Source organism: Bacteroides sp. ET336, from assembly GCF_024733815.1.
In the GTDB taxonomy this organism is placed as follows: Bacteria; Bacteroidota; Bacteroidia; order Bacteroidales; family Bacteroidaceae; genus Phocaeicola; species Phocaeicola cellulolyticus.
On record NZ_JANRHK010000001.1, the window covers coordinates 275,779 to 292,952 of the forward strand.

A 17,174-nucleotide genomic window follows, 5' to 3' on the forward strand; every position below is an offset into this window, starting at 1 on the left:
TTTATTCTTCTGTTTCTTCGATATTACCTTTTTCTCTCTCCCAGTTGATGTACAGCATGATGAGCTGATGCAGGCCGAAAGCTTTCATATTGTCATGATAAATTACGTTCAGGCAGAGGTCCAGCAGATCCTTACAGTCGTTCTCAGACGAGCCTATAAGTGAACGGATGTTTAGTTTAAGTTTTTCCAACACGCTTTCGTCAACTATACCGTTGCTGTCAATAAGTTGCTGGAACAGAGAATATTTTTCGATTGTTTTGAGATTTTCTTCCGAAATGTTCAGGCTTCTTGTACCTGAAGGATTAGCTTGAATTGTAAACATAGTTTTATGGGTTTATGTTGTTAATAGGACAAATATAATAAGAAGTCTTGAATATTTAGTGATAAAATGTTTTTAAATGCTGTTTGAGTCTTGTATATTTTAAATGGTTTTCTATGAGTTGAAAAAACAGCCCAAGAATATGTAATAAATACATAGACCTGGGCTGAGAGAAGAATAATATGTTTTTTTAATCTTTAGCCTGATGAACTGTAAGTTGTGGGAATGGGAATCCGATACCTTCTTTATTGAATGTTTCATAAACCTTTTTGTTGAAGTCGAAATAAACATCCCAATAGTTGGCTGTAGATGCCCATGCGCGTACTTTTATGTCAACACTGCTTGCAGACAGTGCTCCAAGGCCTATAAATGGTGCAGGGTCTTTGAGTATTCTTTCGTCTTCGTTTATAAGACGTTCAATTACTGCTTTTACCTTTTCGAAATCTTCACCGTATTCAACTCCGATTACCCATTCGGCACGTCTTGTGTCCTGTTTGCTGTAATTTACAACAACATTACTACTCATAGAGCCATTTGGAACATAAATTATTTTGTTGTCAACGGTTGCAAGAATTGTGTGGAAAATCTGTATTTCCTTTACTGTGCCGCTTGCACCTGGACCGTCTATGAAGTCACCTACCTTGAATGGTTTGAATACAAGGATGATGAGTCCGCCTGCAAAATTTGAGAGATTGCCTGAAAGTGCCATACCGATAGCAACACCGGCAGAAGCAAGTATTGCAGCGAAACTTGTGGTTTCAACACCAAGACGGGCTATTACTGCAAATGCAAGTATCAGGTTAAGTGTAATGCTTAAAAGACTTTTCAGGAATGTCTTGACACTGACTTCAAGTTTGCGTCTTTCTAGGAATTTTGTAAGAAGTTTGCCTATTTGTTTGATAAGGAAACGTCCGATTACATATATCAGAATAGCTCCGATTATGTTTTTACCGGTTTCGATACCCCAGCTGACCAGTTTGTCAAGTACAGCTTCGATGTTTACTCTTGATGTAACGCTTGATGCAACGTTTAGTAATGTAAGTAGCATAATTTTTATAATTGTTTAAAAGTTATTCGTCTAATATTCCTTTTCCCTGACGTATTATTTCCGCTTCGTCTTCAATACAGTTTACTACTGTTGAAGGATCAATACCTCCTATACCGCCGTCTATTATGATGTCGGCATCGTTGCCGAACTTCTCATATATGAGTTCAGGGTCAGTAACATATTCCGGATCTTCATTCTCGTCAAGCGGAAGTGTGGTTGATAGGATAGGGGCATCTATCATCCGGCATATTTCCCTGATTATGTCATTGTCAGGTACACGTATTCCCACTTCCTTCCTGTTTCTGAATATTTTCGGCAGACGGCTGTCTGCTTTCAATATAAATGTGAATGGTCCCGGCAGGTTACGCTTCATAAGTTTGAATGTGTTGTTGCTTACCTTGGCATATTCACTTATGTTGCTTAAATCATAACAAATAATAGACAGGTGATGTTTACGCGGATCGATTTTTTTTAACTTGCAGATACGTTCTATGGGACGTTCTTTCAGTGCGTGACAACCTATGGCATACATTGTGTCGGTTGGATAGATTATTATTCCTCCATCATTCAGAGTGTCTGCTATGCTCTGCAGTGTGTCTATACTATTATTTTTATTGTACAGTTTTATTAATGTACCCATAATGTTTCGTTTAAATCTGAATATTTGCGAAAATAATAAAAAATATTGAGAAATCGTTTTTTATTTTTGTTTCTTTCTAAGCTCTTCAGCTATTCTGTATTGTATCTCTGCTTCGTATTCCATTCCTGCTGCTTCGAGTGCTTCTCCGAAGAATTGGTGTGCTCCTGCGTTCTCCGGTTTCAGACTTGTGGCTCTGTCAAGGTCTGAAATAGCTTCTTCGGTTCTGCCTGTGAAAAGTCTTAGTTTGCCACGGTTATATATTGCTTTAAAATTGTTTGGCTGAATATGCAGTGCATGGTTAAGGCATCTTTCCGCTTCCTCCACATTGTCTTCGTCGAAAAACGTAACACCTTTTCTCACCCATGCATCGACAAATTCAGGATACAGTTCTATCGCCTTGTCAAAATTGGCATGTGCAGCTCTTGTATCTTTAGCCTTGGTGATACATTCATTTCCCATAAGGTAGTACTCATGGGCATATTTTTTTAGATTTTCCTTTTGTTTTCTCAGCTCTTCTTTCAGTGCCTTGTTTTCAGCTTTTAATTTGTTGATTATTCCGAGTTTCTTTCGTATATATCTCTGTATAAGTGGTTTCTCAATATCGTAACGACTGTGTATGGCTTTGAAAAAGCTGTCTAAGAATTCTGCGAAATTACCTTTGTCGAATTCTTTTATAGCCTTTTCGTATTCAATGTCGGCCTGCGCTTTTTTCATAGCGCGTTCAATGGACATTGCATCATTGAATTTTTGTGCAAACTCTGCAATTTCAGGCTTCACAAAGATGTCTGACTTCGTAATTTCTTTTTTCAGCTGTATTCCTTCCAGCGATGTACATCTACTTAGGGCTACATATGTTTGTCCTCCGGCGAATACTCCTCCTTTGAAATCTATTATAACACGGTTGAATGTAAGTCCCTGACTCTTGTGTACAGTTATGGCCCATGCTAATTTTATAGGAAACTGTTTGAAGGTGCCAAGTTCCTCTTCTTCTATTTTCTTTTCCTGTTCGTTGTAATGATAGCGTATGTTGCTCCAGCTTTCCTGCTCCACATAGAATTCCCTGCCTTCTTCCGTAGTGATGCTTATGCTTCCGTCCGGTAGAAATCCTGTTATTGTTCCCAAAGTGCCGTTCACCCAGCGCTTTTCCATGTCGTTCTTTATGAAAATTATCTGCGCACCTTTTTTAACGGTCAGTTCCATATTTGTAGGAAGACTGCTTTCAGGAAATTCACCTTTTATTTCACCCTTTAATACTACCGGCTGACTGTCAAGTTCTTCCAGTTTTCTTTCGTTGATGTAGTCCACACTGTCACGTCGTGTAGCAATGGTGATGTACATGTCACTTTCGTTGTTTGAAACAGGCGCGTTGAAACGTGTATTAAGAAGTTGCAGATCGGCTGCACGTGTCGTGTTGGTTCGTATATGGTCAAGTATTCCTACGAAAGCCTTGTCTGTTTGTCTATATACTTTGGTCAGTTCTATGGATACCAATTCCATCTGTCGGAATACATTTGCCGAAAAGAAATACGGATTAGGATAGAACCTGCTTAGTATTTCCTTTTCATCACTTTTCACTACAGGTTCAAGTTGGAATACATCACCGACCAGCAGCAGCTGCTTCCCACCGAAAGGCTCTCTCATGTTTCCTGAATAAACTCTTAAAACTTTGTCTATGAAGTCTATAATGTCGGCCCTTACCATTGAAATCTCATCAATAATGACCAGCTCAAGACTTTTCAGTAGTTTTCTGTGATTGGATGTATATTTCAGTGATTCATGGAGTCTGTTACCTCTGAATTTTGGGTCGTCCGGTAGGAGCGGATGAAACGGAAGTTTGAAAAAACTGTGCATAGTGCTTCCTCCTGCATTAATGGCAGCAATACCTGTAGGAGCCAGAACTACATATTTCTTTTTTGTATTCTGGCAGATATATTTCAGGAATGTGGATTTACCGGTTCCGGCTTTACCCGTAAGAAAGACGGACTGGTGGGTATATTGTATTAATTTTAGTGCATTCTGGAATTCCTGATTGCTTGTGTCTATATCTAATGTAGCCATTGTAGGACGGTAAGTTTCTTTTTTTATGTTTTTTCAGATTGCGAATATAACAATAAATTCATATTTAACGATGGATACCTTGAGCATTTCTTTGAAATGAAAAAAGCGCCTGTAGATTGATACAGACGCTTTTCTTTATTTACAGACCTCACGGTCATAATTTTCGAATTACAAGGGTCATTACGACCCGAAATTTTACTTTCTGTTTGCCATGTTGTCGTTCAACATTACATAACCCCAAATCATTGGGTTTGCATTGGCAATCTTGTTAAAAATACTTTTTACCTTTTTCATAATGTTATCCTTTCTTCTTTAAGTTAATAATAACTTTTCTTTTCTCAGGCGAACCTCACGGCCGGCCTTCGACTTTTACCTTAATCATTTTACCTATTAACCTTAAAATTATTTATGTGTTTAGTTAAGCTTAGGACCTTTCGGCCTTTAATTACACTGCAAAGATAAGTCCTTTTTTTATGCAAAATATGTTTTACGACATATTTTTCTATTTTTATGACCTTTTATTGATGTAAATCAAAGAAAAGTATTATAGATGACATATTTGTCATGCAATACATCTTTTTTGTCATGTCATTTTTGTCATATAATTACCTTCATGTCATGTATTATATTTATGATAATAATAAAATCCTATTTTGATGCTTTAGTATTAAGATTATTATTATTTTTACGGATATATAAATTAAATGTTTTTTATTATGATCAAAAAATTATTGTGTGTGGTTTTAGGGGGACTTTTGTGTCTTGGTTATGCTGTTTGTAATACACCGGTGTCGGACAGTTTGAGAATTGAATTATCAAAAACAGAAGGAAAAGGTTTGCAAAAGGAACATTTGGCTGAGATATATTTGCGGTTAAGCGAAGAATATGAATCTGTCAATATTGATTCTGCCATATATTTTACAAATAAAGGACTTGAAATTTATAAAAAGCCTGAATATGGCAGTTGGATGTATCTTCGTCTTTTAAATTCAAAGGCCACATATTATTATTCTCATGGGGAGTTTGAAAAATCTAAAACAATGTATTTGGATTTGTTGTCACATGCTTCTAAGATGAAAGAACGTGATTATGATTTTGAGGCAACTGTCTCCATGTCTGTCGGAGTGGTTTATAGGAAGATTGGGATAACGGATTCCACATTATTTTATTATAATCAGGCTAGCGATTATGCTAAGATTTCTGCTGATAAGAGTACGTTGTCATCTATATATTATAATATAGGTGCAATGTATTTTGCCAGTGAAAGATATGGTGATGCATTACCGAATGCTGAGATTGCAGCAAAATATGCTCAAGAGATTGATGATGTAAATATGTATATGTATTCCAGAATTTTATTGGCTGCAGCTTATGCCAGGATGGGGAAATATACCGAAGGAGCTGAAATTCTGAAAGACAATATCGAGATGGCTATAGACAAGAATTTTATAATGCTGGCAATGAGTTCGTTCGGTCCATTGTTAAGTAATTATCAGCTATGGGGCAAAAAGGATTCTGTAAAGATATATATGGATAAGTACGGAAAGTACGTCGATGAAATTCCTGCAGGCAGTCCGACAGCTCTTGAGATTATGGCAACGCGTGCCAGCATATATAATTGGATGGGAGAGTATCAGAAAAGTCTTGATATACTTTTAGGAAATCCCCAGCTTTTGTCTCAGATTTCATATGAAGCCTACAACAGACTTTTATATCACAACTATGAAGGATTGGGTGATTATAAGAAAGCTTTTGAAAAACTTCTGGATGTTTATGCTTACACTGATTCATTGATGAAAACAAGTATTAATACAGAGATGTCTGAATTGAATGCAAAGCTCAATGTCAATGCTAAAGAACTTGAAATATCAAGACTTGAGAATGAGCATGCACGTCAGAAGGCTGCCAATGTCCGTTTGGGTATATATATGGGTGTTGTCATAGTTTTATTGTTCATTATAATCCTTGTTCTGCAGCATAAACGTAAAATCCAACAAAAAGAAGCCGAACTTATATCTGCCAAAAGATATATTGACGGATTGGAAAATGAACGAAAACGATTGGCAAAAGACCTGCATGATGGTGTGTGTAATGATTTGCTTGGTGTAATTATGCATATTAAAAGGAATAATGTGTCTGACGAGGAAAAGCAGAACGCTATACATCTTCTTGAAGAAATAAGATGTGGAGTAAGAGATATTTCGCACGAACTTATGCCTCCAAGTTTTCAATTTACAGACCTTGACGAAATGCTTAATGATTATTTTGCGAAGACAGAAGAACAGACAGGAATACATATTGAATATACATCAAGTTCTGATAAAGGATGGGAGCAGATACCTCACAAGGTTGGATATGAAGTTTATCGCATAATGCAGGAAATGATGAGCAATATTGTTAAATATGCTAATGTGGATCACGTCCAGGTAAAGATGAAACAAGAGATGGAAAATCTGAAAATGGAGATTTCTTATGATGGAAAATGGGATGAAAATGATAATAAAAATAGCGGTATAGGTATGCGTACAATAGACGACCGACTTAAAACAATTGGAGGTATCTATTATGTGACAAAAGATAATGGAGTTGTCATAAATATTGATATACATCTGTTTGGAAATGTTTGAGAAATGTAAAAATCACGGTTTTCGGTGAATTTTCTTTCTTTATATTTATGTTCCTTTGCATTGTAAAACAAATTTATTTGTTTAATTGTAAATAAATGTGATTGTTGGGTGTTATGGAGGTATATGGAAATGAAATGAAAAACGCTAAACCTGCAGTATTATTGGTTGATGACCATGCTTTGATACTTCAAGGTATAAAATTCATTGTTGACAGTATGCTTGAAATAGGTGAAGTATATACTGCATCCTCCGGTTCGGAGGCCATAACACTTATGAAAAACAATTCATTTGCAGTTTGCTTGATTGATATTGAGTTGCCAGATTTAAGCGGCTTCGAGCTTATGGAAATAATAAGGAACATGGTGCCGCAAACTCGTATAATTATAAACACTATGCACGAAGAACCTTGGGTAGTAAAGAAACTTATTCAGATGGGGGTTGATGGTGTTATACTTAAATCGGCTGATACTGATGAAATAAAAAATGCGTTGAGGAGTGTTCTGAACGGGGAAAGTTATTTTTGTGATGAATTCAATAAGATAAAGAAAAGATTAAGGTTGAATGGCGACACTCCAGACTATCATTCATTGTTGACAAATCGTGAAATGGATGTCTTGAAAGCTATTTCTATGGGAATGCAGACAAAAGAAATAGCTGAATCGCTACATGTGTCGGTCAATACTGTTGAGTCTCACAGAAAGAGCTTGTTCTCAAAATTCGAGGTAAGAAATGCTGTTGAATTGGTATTAAAGGCTATTAATAATGGCATAATTCATCTTGATCCTAATAAGAATATCTAAGAATACTAATTAATATTATCTATTATGAAAGCATTTTATTCATTATTACTGTTGTTGGCAGTTGCGCTGACATCATGTGACGAGGTTTTAGGAACACAAGATCAAATTGAACTGGCCGATGGTACTTCAACATCACTTGTTGTAAGTGCTGATGAAAATCTGGAAGCTATTATAAAATTTACGGCAGATGCGTCTTGGAGCGCATCAGTAGAAGAAGTTGCTAGCTCTAAAGTAGGTGAAAGTCTTTCATGGCTTAAACTGAGTTCTTATGGTGGTGAAGCCGGTGAATGTACTATTACAGTTTCGCTTACAAAAAATTTTACCGGAGCATCTCGTAAGGCAGAGATAAAGATTGTTTGTGGTGAAAGTGAAGTGATAATAACAGTAGAACAGAAAGGGGAAACTTCTGCTGGAACTGTGGCAAAACAAATTAAGGAAATAATTTATAATGAAACAGACAACAGTTCTGTTGATGTTGGTAACAGTCAGTACGAAGAAGAATATTCTTTGAAATTTTCATACTATGATGACGGTTCTGTGGCGCGTATAGTGAAAGAAGGTAGTGAAAAGTATAATTCCGGTAAATATACTCGTACCATGTCTTTCGACTATAGTATAGTTGGAGAGATTCAGGCAAAACTTGAAGAAGTGGAATCTGGATCTTCTGAATCTGATGAAACACGTTATGTTATATCCTTGGATGATAGAGGCAATGCTGTTGAAGTTCGGAAAAAGGATGAATATGAAAGCAGTTATCGTAACGTTGCAAAATTCGGCTATACTGATGATGTTCGTCTTGCTAAGATATTGACATATGAGTATGGTAATGAAGATGATCAATATATTTTTTCTTATGAAAATGGATTGATGAGTAAATATTTCTGTGATGGTGAATATGAAAATGATGATGAATATACTTTCGATAATTCATATTATGCCAATAAATATCCAAACAATGGTATGATAGACATGATGGCATACGTTGGAGGTGGTTTTGAATTTGATTTTCTTTTCTATATCGGTCGTCTTGCAAAAACAAGTGATTTTTGTTTGGAGAAGATTCCTGGATTTGGTGATGAAATGTCAGATGGAAATATAAGTATTGAAGATGAAAGATGTAAAGAACCAAATAAATTAATCGAAGTAGTAACAGGTAAATCAGCTGAATACTCGGAAGAAGCAGTGCCAGTAGAATATACTTTTGATGAAGATAAAAACCTTACAGGCGTAACCATTTCTATTCCATATAAGATATATAATTATTCGTATGAAATCTGGACAACCGATTCATTCGAAGAACGTATAAAATGGGATGAAGAAAAGCAAGAAGAAGTAATAGTAAGATACTACTACACTACTACAAAAAATCGCAAATCTGAATACGTAAAATCAGGAAATGATTACTACCGATACACTATAAATTATTAAAAAGTTATCATGGTTATGAGATCCATAAAGCTATTAAGCCGCTGTATTTTTTATTTCCTTGTCGTGTTATTGCCTGTATTCACAGTATCAGTGACAATGACATCATGTGATAAATTGATCGACCTCATTGAAGGTGGTGAAGAAGATGAAGATGATCTTGGCGATACTTCTGATGAAGGGTATGAAGATGGTTTTCATACTTCAGATGGAAAAGAACCGTATTTTAAGTTTGGTGCAGAAAATATTGTTGTGCCTGCATGTGGATATGTTGACGAAACATATGGAAATAATACCTTTGCTTTAAGGTATGAAACCAATATTGTTGATGAATTACATTTTTGCTTGGAATCTTTTAAGAAATTCAATGAAAATGGAGGTCAGATTGAAAGTGCCGATGATATTCCTTTCTTTATCTTTAGAGAGCCTGATTTCTATGTGAGCAGTCCAACAGAAACCATTGTATATTTCAATACAAATGCCAAGACAGAATCTATTACAGATAAGTTGCTTGTGTATGGATATAATAATCCTGATAGTATTATAGCTTCAATACAGATTATGCAAGAAGCTGGTAAATCTGTAAGAGTTGTCGATTATGAAAAGAGCATAAACTCTGTTGTTATGAATTTGGAGGCCAGTGAAGGTGTTTATGCTTATGGAATTTATTCGACAGAAGATTCCATTCCTCTTTCCGAAATACAGAGAGAAGCTGTCAATGATAATAATTATGATAGGTTTAGGGATATAAGATTGCTGGAAGAAGGAAATACCTATGAATTGGAAGGACTTGATGAGGGAAAGAAGTACTTTGTATATATTGCCGCAAAAGACAAGTTCGATAATTTCTCCGGTATAACACAAACCTCTGTTACGACTGATGTTCGTGGAGAAGAACATGAACTTAGAATGAAATTTGCTCTTACGTCATTGAATGAAAATACTGTCTATTTGCCATTCTGGGGTAATGTAAGAGGGTATATCACATGGGGTGACGGTTCTGAAGAATATATAGATAAGTACGTTTATCCTGGTGACATAAGACATAGTTATAAAATCTCTTCACAGGAGGTGGTCGTAGCTTTTAGAGGTTCTTTGGAAAAAATATCAATGGAGAACCAAAGAGTAGGTTCAGTAATGTGTAAGTCATTGTTGAGTATTGAACAATGGGGAGATACAGATTTACTTGAACTTGACTTGGAGGATGTTGTAACTCTTGAATCTATTCCAGACGATTTATGTGGAGCATTTAGTGATATAAAATCTTTCGAGAACAGTTTTAAAGGATGTACTTCTATAACATCTATCCCTTCTGGATTATTCTCTTATGCTACATCGGCTACTGACTTTGAAAGTTCTTTTGAAGATTGTACAGGACTTACTGAGATACCTGAAAATCTGTTTGCTAATTGCACAAGTACCAGAAGCTTTGACCAGGTCTTTTATGGTTGCTCTAATTTGGAAATGATACCGGAGAAACTATTTTACAATAATAGTAATGTTGTTTCAATGCAATATGCATTTTCAGGATGTAGTAAGCTTGTTTCAATCCCTGCCGGCCTGTTTAAAAATAACACTTATCTGAACGATATCAAATGTATGTTCTACAGATGTAGTTCGTTGAAAACAATTCCGGAAGGACTTTTTTCAAGCTGTCACATAAGTTATATTACAGATATTCAACATTATCAGTACGGAAATTTGTACGGTCTGTTTACTGATTGTACTTCATTGGAAAGCATACCTTCAGATTTGTTCTCAAATATGGAGAATGTAGATAATATGGGCGCCTTGTTCAGAGGTTGTTCATCGCTTAAAGCATTGCCGGAAGGTCTGTTTGATAACAATAAGAATGTGACATTCTTCGAAGATGCTTTCAATGGATGTACAAGTCTTACCACTATACCGGTTACATTATTTGATAACCAAAGAAAAATTGTAAAGGTTAAAAATCTTTTCAATGGCTGTAGTTCACTTACAGGTGAATCTCCTTACACAATGATAGACGGTAAAAAAGTTCATTTATATGAACGTAATAATCCTGAATACAATACTCAGTTTATTGAAATAATAGAGTCTGTCGGCGCATTTAGGGGATGTAACAAACTTGATGATTATGATAATATTCCTAATGAGAGCGGAAATTATTGGAAATAAGGATATGTATTAAAAAAGATAACCCTCGCTTCGTGGATATTCCATTGAAGCGAGGGTCGTTTTTTATCAAGTTAGTTTTGTTTTGTTTGTTTTTTATACTTTCATGTTATCCCAGCATAGGTACCAGATACTTAGTAATCACATATCCACCACCCACAAGCCATATATAAAGTAGTCCGGCCAGAACAAATGGTTTTGCACCTGCCTGTTTGAATTTATCAATGCTGGTGTCTGTTCCAAGTGCGGTCATTGCCATTGTAAGCATGAATGTATCTATATATTCTATTGCACCGTTCAAAGGGATTTCTTTTACGCTATCTACCCCCAGAAGGTATTGCAGCAGTGAATTGACACATATTATGCCGATAAATCCGAATGCAAACCATGGAATTGTGATTTTGCTTTTCTGAGCCTTGCCGCTGGCATCTTTGGTCTTGCGGCCTGAAAGTGCGATACCCATAATCACAAGTACCGGAGCAAGCATCATTACACGTATCATTTTTGTGATAGTGGCTGTACCGGCTATTCCCAATGAGTCTGTAGGGTCCATGGCGTTTCCGGCTCCTGCCACGTGTGCCACTTCGTGAAGTGTACTTCCTGTGTAGATTGCCACTCCTGTATCTCCCAGTGCATCAAGCATTCCGGAACGGTACATGATAGGATAGAGGAACATTGATATTGTTCCGAATATAACCACTGTAGAAACTGCAATGGCTGTCTTGTGGCCTTCGCATTTTACAACCGGTTCTGCTCCAAGTACAGCTGCTGCACCGCATATGGCACTACCTGTAGCAGTCATCAGTGATGTGTCGGCATCCATTTTCAGGAGTTTGCCTAACCACACTCCCAGGAAGATCGTTCCTGCCACTATTATTGTATCTATTACAACAGCCGGTATTCCTACTGCAGCCACTTGTGTAAGTGTAAGGCGGAAACCGTAGAGCACGATACCTGCACGAAGTATCTGTTTAGTACAGAATTTTATTCCCGGAACCCATGTCTCAGGCAGCTTGTTTCTGAGGCTGTTGGCATACAGCATACCAAGGATTATACCTACAATCAGCGGACTGAATGACAAACTTTTTACAAATGGAATTTCTGCGATGTAGAATGCAGCGAAAGAGAATAGTGCGATAAGCAGAATACCGTGTATGGTATTGGCGCGATTTTCTTTTGTAAACATATCGTTCTTGTTTTGTATTAAAGTTTCTTGTTTCCGGCTGCAAAGATAGTGCTTTTGCCAATATGTTGTTTTTCATCTTATTTTATGGCTTATAACTTTTGGTAATAACCAAAATGTTGAATAAATACTGTTGCCTGTTTTCACAATGTCAAGCATTATTGCTAATTTTGCGCCCGAAAATATAAATATAACAGAATGAAGAATTTATTAGGTGCTTTCTTCGCATTTGGTATTGTCGTTATGGCATTTTCATCATGTGGAGACAAAACTATGAAAATGAATAACCCACGCAATATAAAAGGTGTGGTGAGTTACAAACGTTCTTTCGGCGATTTGAATGCCGTACAGTTAAAATCGGCAAAGGCTATAGGTATATCTCCTGTGGCATCGCGTGAAGAGGCTGAAAGCCTTAAAAAGAAACTGGTGGAAATAGGTCCTTGCGAATATTATGACATGGATTCATTGACACATTCCATTCCTTATCTGGTTCCTACTGCAAGCGCTCTGCTTGAGACAATAGGTGAGAACTTTCTTGATTCGCTTGAGAATAAAGGACTTAATCCAAACAAGATTATAGTTACTTCCGTTACTCGTACCAAAGAGGATGTTAAGCGTTTGAGGCGTACTAACGGCAATGCATCAATGAATTCATGCCATTTCTACGGAACAACGTTTGATATAAGCTGGAAGAGATTTACCAAAGTGGAAGATCCTGACGGACGTCCTATGCAGGATGTACGTGCTGATACATTGAAATTGGTTCTTGCAGAAGTCCTTCGTGACCTGAAAAAGGAAGAGAAATGTTACGTAAAGTATGAATTGAAACAGGGATGTTTTCATATAACAGCAAGATAATACATTGTGATGAACAGATATTTTATATACCTTGCATACGATGGCACAAACTATCACGGATGGCAGATACAGCCTAATGGTGAGAGTGTACAGGAAACTCTTAACAAGGCTTTGTCGGTCTTTTTGAGAGATGACAGTATTGAGGTGGTGGGTGCAGGACGTACGGATGCCGGTGTGCATGCCAGACTTATGGTGGCACATTTTGATATTGACCGCGAATTGGATTGTGATATGGTGACAGACAAGTTGAATCGTCTGTTGCCCCAGGATATATCAGTTTATAGTATCAGACGTGTCCGTGAGGATGCTCATGCCCGTTTTGATGCAACATACCGTACATACAAGTATTATATAACCACACGCAAGGATCCTTTTGCACGCCATTATTCATGGAGAATTTTTCAGAAACTTGATATTGAAAAGATGAATGAGGCAGCGGCAACCCTGTTTGAATATACGGATTTCACCAGTTTCAGCAAACTTCATACAGATGTAAAGACCAATAACTGCAAGATTATGCACGCCTGCTGGAGTAAGTGTGGCGAGGATGAATGGGTGTTTACCATTCAGGCTGACAGATTTTTGCGTAACATGGTGCGTGCCGTAGTCGGTACCTTGGTGGAGGTTGGACGCGGAAAATTATCTGTCGATGGATTTAGAAAGGTAATAGAGGAAAAGAACCGTTGTAGCGCAGGAACTTCTGTTCCGGCTCATGCCCTTTTTCTTGTTGACATAGGTTATCCGGAGGATTTGTTTCTGTAGAAGATTTGCTTTACATACAAACTCATAAACTAAAAACTTAAGAACTTAAAAACTAAAGATATGTGGTTACTATTGGCTTTCTGCTCGGCTGCTTTGCTGGGCTTTTATGATGTATTCAAGAAAAAATCGCTGGCTAACAATGCCGTACTTCCTGTTTTGGGATTGAATACATTATTTTCCAGTCTGATATTCCTTCCGTTTATACTGATTTCTTATTTCAGACCGGATATGCTTTCAGGATCATTATTTTATGTGCCCGAAGCGGGATGGGAAGTCCATAAATTTATTATATTGAAGTCGTTTATTGTGCTTGGTTCGTGGGTGTTCGGCTATTTCGGCATGAAGCATCTGCCTCTTACAATAGTAGGCCCTATCAATGCCACACGTCCTGTTATGACGCTTGTAGGAGCACTTCTCATTTTTGGCGAACGTCTTAATGCATATCAGTGGATAGGAGTCCTGCTGGCCATTGTTTCTTTCTTCCTGCTTAGCCGTTCCGGCAAAAAGGAGGGGATAGATTTCAAACACGACCGCTGGGTATGGTTTGTTGTATTGGCAGCAGTTCTCGGTGCTATAAGCGGACTTTACGACAAGTATCTTATGGGGCAGTTCAATAATATGGTTGTACAGGCATGGTATAATATATATCAGCTGTTCCTTATGGGAGGAGTGATACTGTTTTTGTGGTGGCCTAGACGCAAGCATGGTACTCCTTTTCGTTGGGACTGGTGTATAATATTGATTTCCATATTCCTGTCGGCTGCCGATTTCGTGTATTTCTATGCGTTGTCTATGGAAGATTCAATGATTTCCATTGTATCGATGGTAAGAAGAAGCAGCGTTGTAGTTTCATTCCTTTTCGGAGCGATGGTGTTCCGTGAGAAGAACCTGAAGAGTAAGGCTGTGGATTTGCTGCTGGTTCTTATCAGTATGCTGTTCCTATATCTGGGAAATGTGTTGGGTTAAGATAACCCGTTTCAGAATGTAATCCTTATAAAATATTTAGCCCCTGTTTAAACAGAACCCATCGTTTAAACAGGGGCTAAATATGTGTTTATACCAGCACCATATCCGGAATCATATAGATCAGATCTTCATCTACACCCTTACTCTGTAGTGTTTTAATATCAGATGAGAATATTTCATAGAATGAAGACTTTTTGTCTATCAGTTCATTGGCTTTTTTATAAAATGAGATAGCATTCTTTATGTCGTTGTTCACAAGATATACATGTCCTATATTCATCCAGTCTTCTGCTGTGGCATCCTTCTTTTCCAGTATTTTGGTGTACATTTCTATAGCTTTGTTGTATTGGTCCAACATGAAATAACACCATGCAATGGCTCTTTGGGCAGATGTTTTTCCTTTTGTCATATATTCCACCTTGAACATATATCTCAGTGCTTCGTCGTATATACCTTCTGTTATGAGTGCCTGTCCTATTTGTGTACAGATGCTCAGATCGTCAGGATTTATCTGTTCTGCTTCTTTCAGATATTCGTGTACAAGATCATAGCGCTTTTTCTTTTTATAGCAAAGTGCTATATTTTTGAGAGTCCATATATTTCCCGGTGACAAAATATTTGCTTTGTTGAGCAGTTCCAGAGCTTTGTCATAATCTTTGTTCAGAATATTTACATACGCTATTTTTTGCAAAGTTTCGTAGTCGTTAGGATTGTCATCAATGATGTCCATATAGGTAAATACAGCATCAGTCACATGTCCCTTGGCGAACAGATAGTCTGCAAGTTGCTTCAGCTTTCCGCTTTCTTTTACTATCATGCGTATATCGAAATCTTCCCATAATGCAATACCTTCTGAGAAAATATCTTTCTTTTCATAATGTTTTCTCCATAATTTGTAAAAACGGTACAAGTCCTGTATGAAAAGTCTGCTTTCAGTCTGACGTTTTTTCTTTTCATTATTTATGCCTTCCAGTTCTTCATTCAATTTGTTTTGGGCATTCAGTCCTGTATTCATCGCATCCAAAGGCAGGCTAGGCATGGTTTTGAATGTCAGACATAAAGAAAATCTGTCGGAATTACACATGTCTGTGGCTTTCATCAGAGTATTGATGAACGGAGCATAATTGTTGTTTTTGTCTGTCATCATTTCATATATGACAGGCACTTCAGGGCTGAAGATGTAGAACCAGTGCGATGGCTCGTAGAAGAAAGGATAGCTTTTCAGGTTTGAGAATGTACACATGTTCGTATCCGCCCCTTCCTGACGCAGCATATCCAGTTCCTTAATCTGGTCTTTTATTTTCTCTATGTTTTCTTTCCATTCCGGATTTTCTTCGATAATATCTTCTATAAACTCTTCGAAATTCATGTCTGACATATCGTCTATAGGCGATGCCAACTCCGTAGATTGCATTATCGAAGGGATTATCTCGTCTCTCATCTTCTTGTTTATGTTTTCTGTATCAAGTGACAGTATCATTTGTATGATTACAGTATAGAAATCATCCATGAAATATGGATTGTCCTTCATCAGATTTATTTCATCAAGAAGATTTGGATATGAATAGCTTATGGTTTCACTTTGAATGTGCATAGCTATCATTATACCCACTAAGGCACGTTGTGTGATTACAGGATTTTTGCATTTCAGATAGATATGCAAAAGTGTCCTTAACTTATATATATCGAGTATGTATATGAGGCTCAGACATAAAGCTGAAGTGAATAATGCTTTGTCATTGTCGGATATCTTTTCTGATTCTATTATTGACAGTGCTCCGTTATAATCCTCCTCGTTCCATACTACTGGTATCCAGGTTTTGTTGAATAACTCTTCAAGTATTGATTGCTTTATTTTAATTTGAGTTTCTGTAAGTTCTGTACGGTATGGTTCTTCATACATGTCGGATACGCTGATATCTTTTTGTCTTTCTTCCAGTTTCTGCAGTATTTCAGCGTATCCTTTCGAAAGACTATTTTTCTCCTCCCTGTATGTTTGTGAAACGTACGAACTGTCATTTTCCAGCATATTCTGAATTTTGACTCTTTCATTAAGAATAAATACTTTTCTTAATAATTGGGTGTACATTTCTTTCCTTCCCGGATCGTTCATACCTTGGCTGGTGTATTGCAGCATTAAGCCGTATGTGGTTTTCAGACTTTCAATGTCCGATTTTATCTGCCAGTTGTCTGTAGAAAATGCGTATTCATGAAGTTTTTCGAGAGCTTCCTTCAGTTTGTGGCTATAAATCAAATTTTTTATCTCGTTATACATATACGGTAATTTCAATATTTATACTATTGCTGCAAAAATAATAACTTTTTTGTAATTTT

General features: G+C 37.0%; 13 protein-coding genes. 7 read left to right on the top strand and 6 right to left on the bottom strand.

Annotation, left to right across the window (positions count from 1 at the left end):
• Position 1: 1 nt before the first annotated feature.
• The 4 genes from NW213_RS01275 to NW213_RS01290 all read right to left on the bottom strand — a co-directional run bounded on the left by NW213_RS01275 (position 2) and on the right by NW213_RS01290 (position 4,065).
• Positions 2–322, bottom strand: coding sequence for a hypothetical protein (locus tag NW213_RS01275; RefSeq protein WP_204392299.1), 321 nt, complete (start codon positions 320–322; stop codon positions 2–4).
• 187 nt (positions 323–509) lie between these two features.
• Entirely contained in the window at positions 510–1,367 is an 858-nt protein-coding gene (locus tag NW213_RS01280; protein ID WP_235340853.1) for a mechanosensitive ion channel family protein, read from the bottom strand.
• Positions 1,368–1,389: 22 nt separating this feature from the next.
• Positions 1,390–2,007, bottom strand: coding sequence for an L-threonylcarbamoyladenylate synthase (locus NW213_RS01285; RefSeq protein WP_258321559.1), 618 nt, complete (start codon positions 2,005–2,007; stop codon positions 1,390–1,392).
• 60 nt (positions 2,008–2,067) lie between these two features.
• Entirely contained in the window at positions 2,068–4,065 is a 1,998-nt protein-coding gene (locus NW213_RS01290; protein WP_258321560.1) for an AAA family ATPase, read from the bottom strand.
• 716 nt (positions 4,066–4,781) lie between these two features.
• On the opposite strand from NW213_RS01290, the gene NW213_RS01295 reads away from it, so the two are divergent.
• The 4 genes from NW213_RS01295 to NW213_RS01310 all read left to right on the top strand — a co-directional run bounded on the left by NW213_RS01295 (position 4,782) and on the right by NW213_RS01310 (position 11,074).
• Positions 4,782–6,692, top strand: a complete 1,911-nt coding sequence (locus NW213_RS01295) for a tetratricopeptide repeat-containing sensor histidine kinase (protein ID WP_258321561.1) — start codon at positions 4,782–4,784, stop codon at positions 6,690–6,692.
• 134 nt (positions 6,693–6,826) lie between these two features.
• On the top strand, positions 6,827–7,492 hold the full coding sequence (locus tag NW213_RS01300) for a response regulator transcription factor (RefSeq protein WP_204392308.1): 666 nt from the start codon (positions 6,827–6,829) through the stop codon (positions 7,490–7,492).
• A 24-nt stretch (positions 7,493–7,516) separates the two neighbouring features.
• Entirely contained in the window at positions 7,517–8,920 is a 1,404-nt protein-coding gene (locus tag NW213_RS01305) for a BACON domain-containing protein (RefSeq protein WP_258321562.1), read from the top strand.
• Positions 8,921–8,935: 15 nt separating this feature from the next.
• A complete protein-coding gene (locus NW213_RS01310) occupies positions 8,936–11,074 on the top strand; it encodes a leucine-rich repeat domain-containing protein (RefSeq protein ID WP_258321563.1) in 2,139 nt (712 codons plus the stop codon).
• Between the two features lie 106 nt (positions 11,075–11,180).
• Here NW213_RS01310 and NW213_RS01315 read toward each other — a convergent pair whose 3' ends face one another.
• Positions 11,181–12,257, bottom strand: a complete 1,077-nt coding sequence (locus NW213_RS01315) for a YeiH family protein (RefSeq protein WP_258321564.1) — start codon at positions 12,255–12,257, stop codon at positions 11,181–11,183.
• Positions 12,258–12,497: 240 nt separating this feature from the next.
• Here NW213_RS01315 and NW213_RS01320 point away from each other — a divergent pair, with 240 nt between their 5' ends.
• From NW213_RS01320 to NW213_RS01330, 3 genes are read left to right on the top strand one after another with little or no spacing between them, the layout of a single operon-like run.
• Entirely contained in the window at positions 12,498–13,112 is a 615-nt protein-coding gene (locus NW213_RS01320) for a DUF5715 family protein (RefSeq protein ID WP_239469208.1), read from the top strand.
• Between the two features lie 9 nt (positions 13,113–13,121).
• On the top strand, positions 13,122–13,874 hold the full coding sequence (truA, locus tag NW213_RS01325; protein ID WP_258321565.1) for a tRNA pseudouridine(38-40) synthase TruA: 753 nt from the start codon (positions 13,122–13,124) through the stop codon (positions 13,872–13,874).
• Between the two features lie 60 nt (positions 13,875–13,934).
• The gene (locus NW213_RS01330) at positions 13,935–14,840 is read left to right on the top strand and encodes a DMT family transporter (RefSeq protein ID WP_154043628.1); all 906 of its coding nucleotides are present in this window, start codon (positions 13,935–13,937) and stop codon (positions 14,838–14,840) included.
• Positions 14,841–14,928: 88 nt separating this feature from the next.
• Here NW213_RS01330 and NW213_RS01335 read toward each other — a convergent pair whose 3' ends face one another.
• Positions 14,929–17,115: a lipopolysaccharide assembly protein LapB gene (locus tag NW213_RS01335; RefSeq protein ID WP_258321566.1), complete on the bottom strand. Its 2,187-nt coding sequence runs from the start codon at positions 17,113–17,115 to the stop codon at positions 14,929–14,931.
• Positions 17,116–17,174: the final 59 nt, after the last annotated feature.

Coding starts and splice junctions, on each gene's coding strand:
- NW213_RS01300 (WP_204392308.1), top strand. CDS start 6,827: ATGAAAAACGCTAAACCTGCAGTATTATTGGTTGATGACCATGCTTTG.
- NW213_RS01315 (WP_258321564.1), bottom strand. CDS start 12,257: ATGTTTACAAAAGAAAATCGCGCCAATACCATACACGGTATTCTGCTT.
- NW213_RS01290 (WP_258321560.1), bottom strand. CDS start 4,065: ATGGCTACATTAGATATAGACACAAGCAATCAGGAATTCCAGAATGCA.
- NW213_RS01280 (WP_235340853.1), bottom strand. CDS start 1,367: ATGCTACTTACATTACTAAACGTTGCATCAAGCGTTACATCAAGAGTA.
- NW213_RS01330 (WP_154043628.1), top strand. CDS start 13,935: ATGTGGTTACTATTGGCTTTCTGCTCGGCTGCTTTGCTGGGCTTTTAT.
- NW213_RS01305 (WP_258321562.1), top strand. CDS start 7,517: ATGAAAGCATTTTATTCATTATTACTGTTGTTGGCAGTTGCGCTGACA.
- NW213_RS01275 (WP_204392299.1), bottom strand. CDS start 322: ATGTTTACAATTCAAGCTAATCCTTCAGGTACAAGAAGCCTGAACATT.
- NW213_RS01310 (WP_258321563.1), top strand. CDS start 8,936: ATGAGATCCATAAAGCTATTAAGCCGCTGTATTTTTTATTTCCTTGTC.
- NW213_RS01320 (WP_239469208.1), top strand. CDS start 12,498: ATGGCATTTTCATCATGTGGAGACAAAACTATGAAAATGAATAACCCA.
- NW213_RS01285 (WP_258321559.1), bottom strand. CDS start 2,007: ATGGGTACATTAATAAAACTGTACAATAAAAATAATAGTATAGACACA.
- truA (WP_258321565.1), top strand. CDS start 13,122: ATGAACAGATATTTTATATACCTTGCATACGATGGCACAAACTATCAC.
- NW213_RS01335 (WP_258321566.1), bottom strand. CDS start 17,115: ATGTATAACGAGATAAAAAATTTGATTTATAGCCACAAACTGAAGGAA.
- NW213_RS01295 (WP_258321561.1), top strand. CDS start 4,782: ATGATCAAAAAATTATTGTGTGTGGTTTTAGGGGGACTTTTGTGTCTT.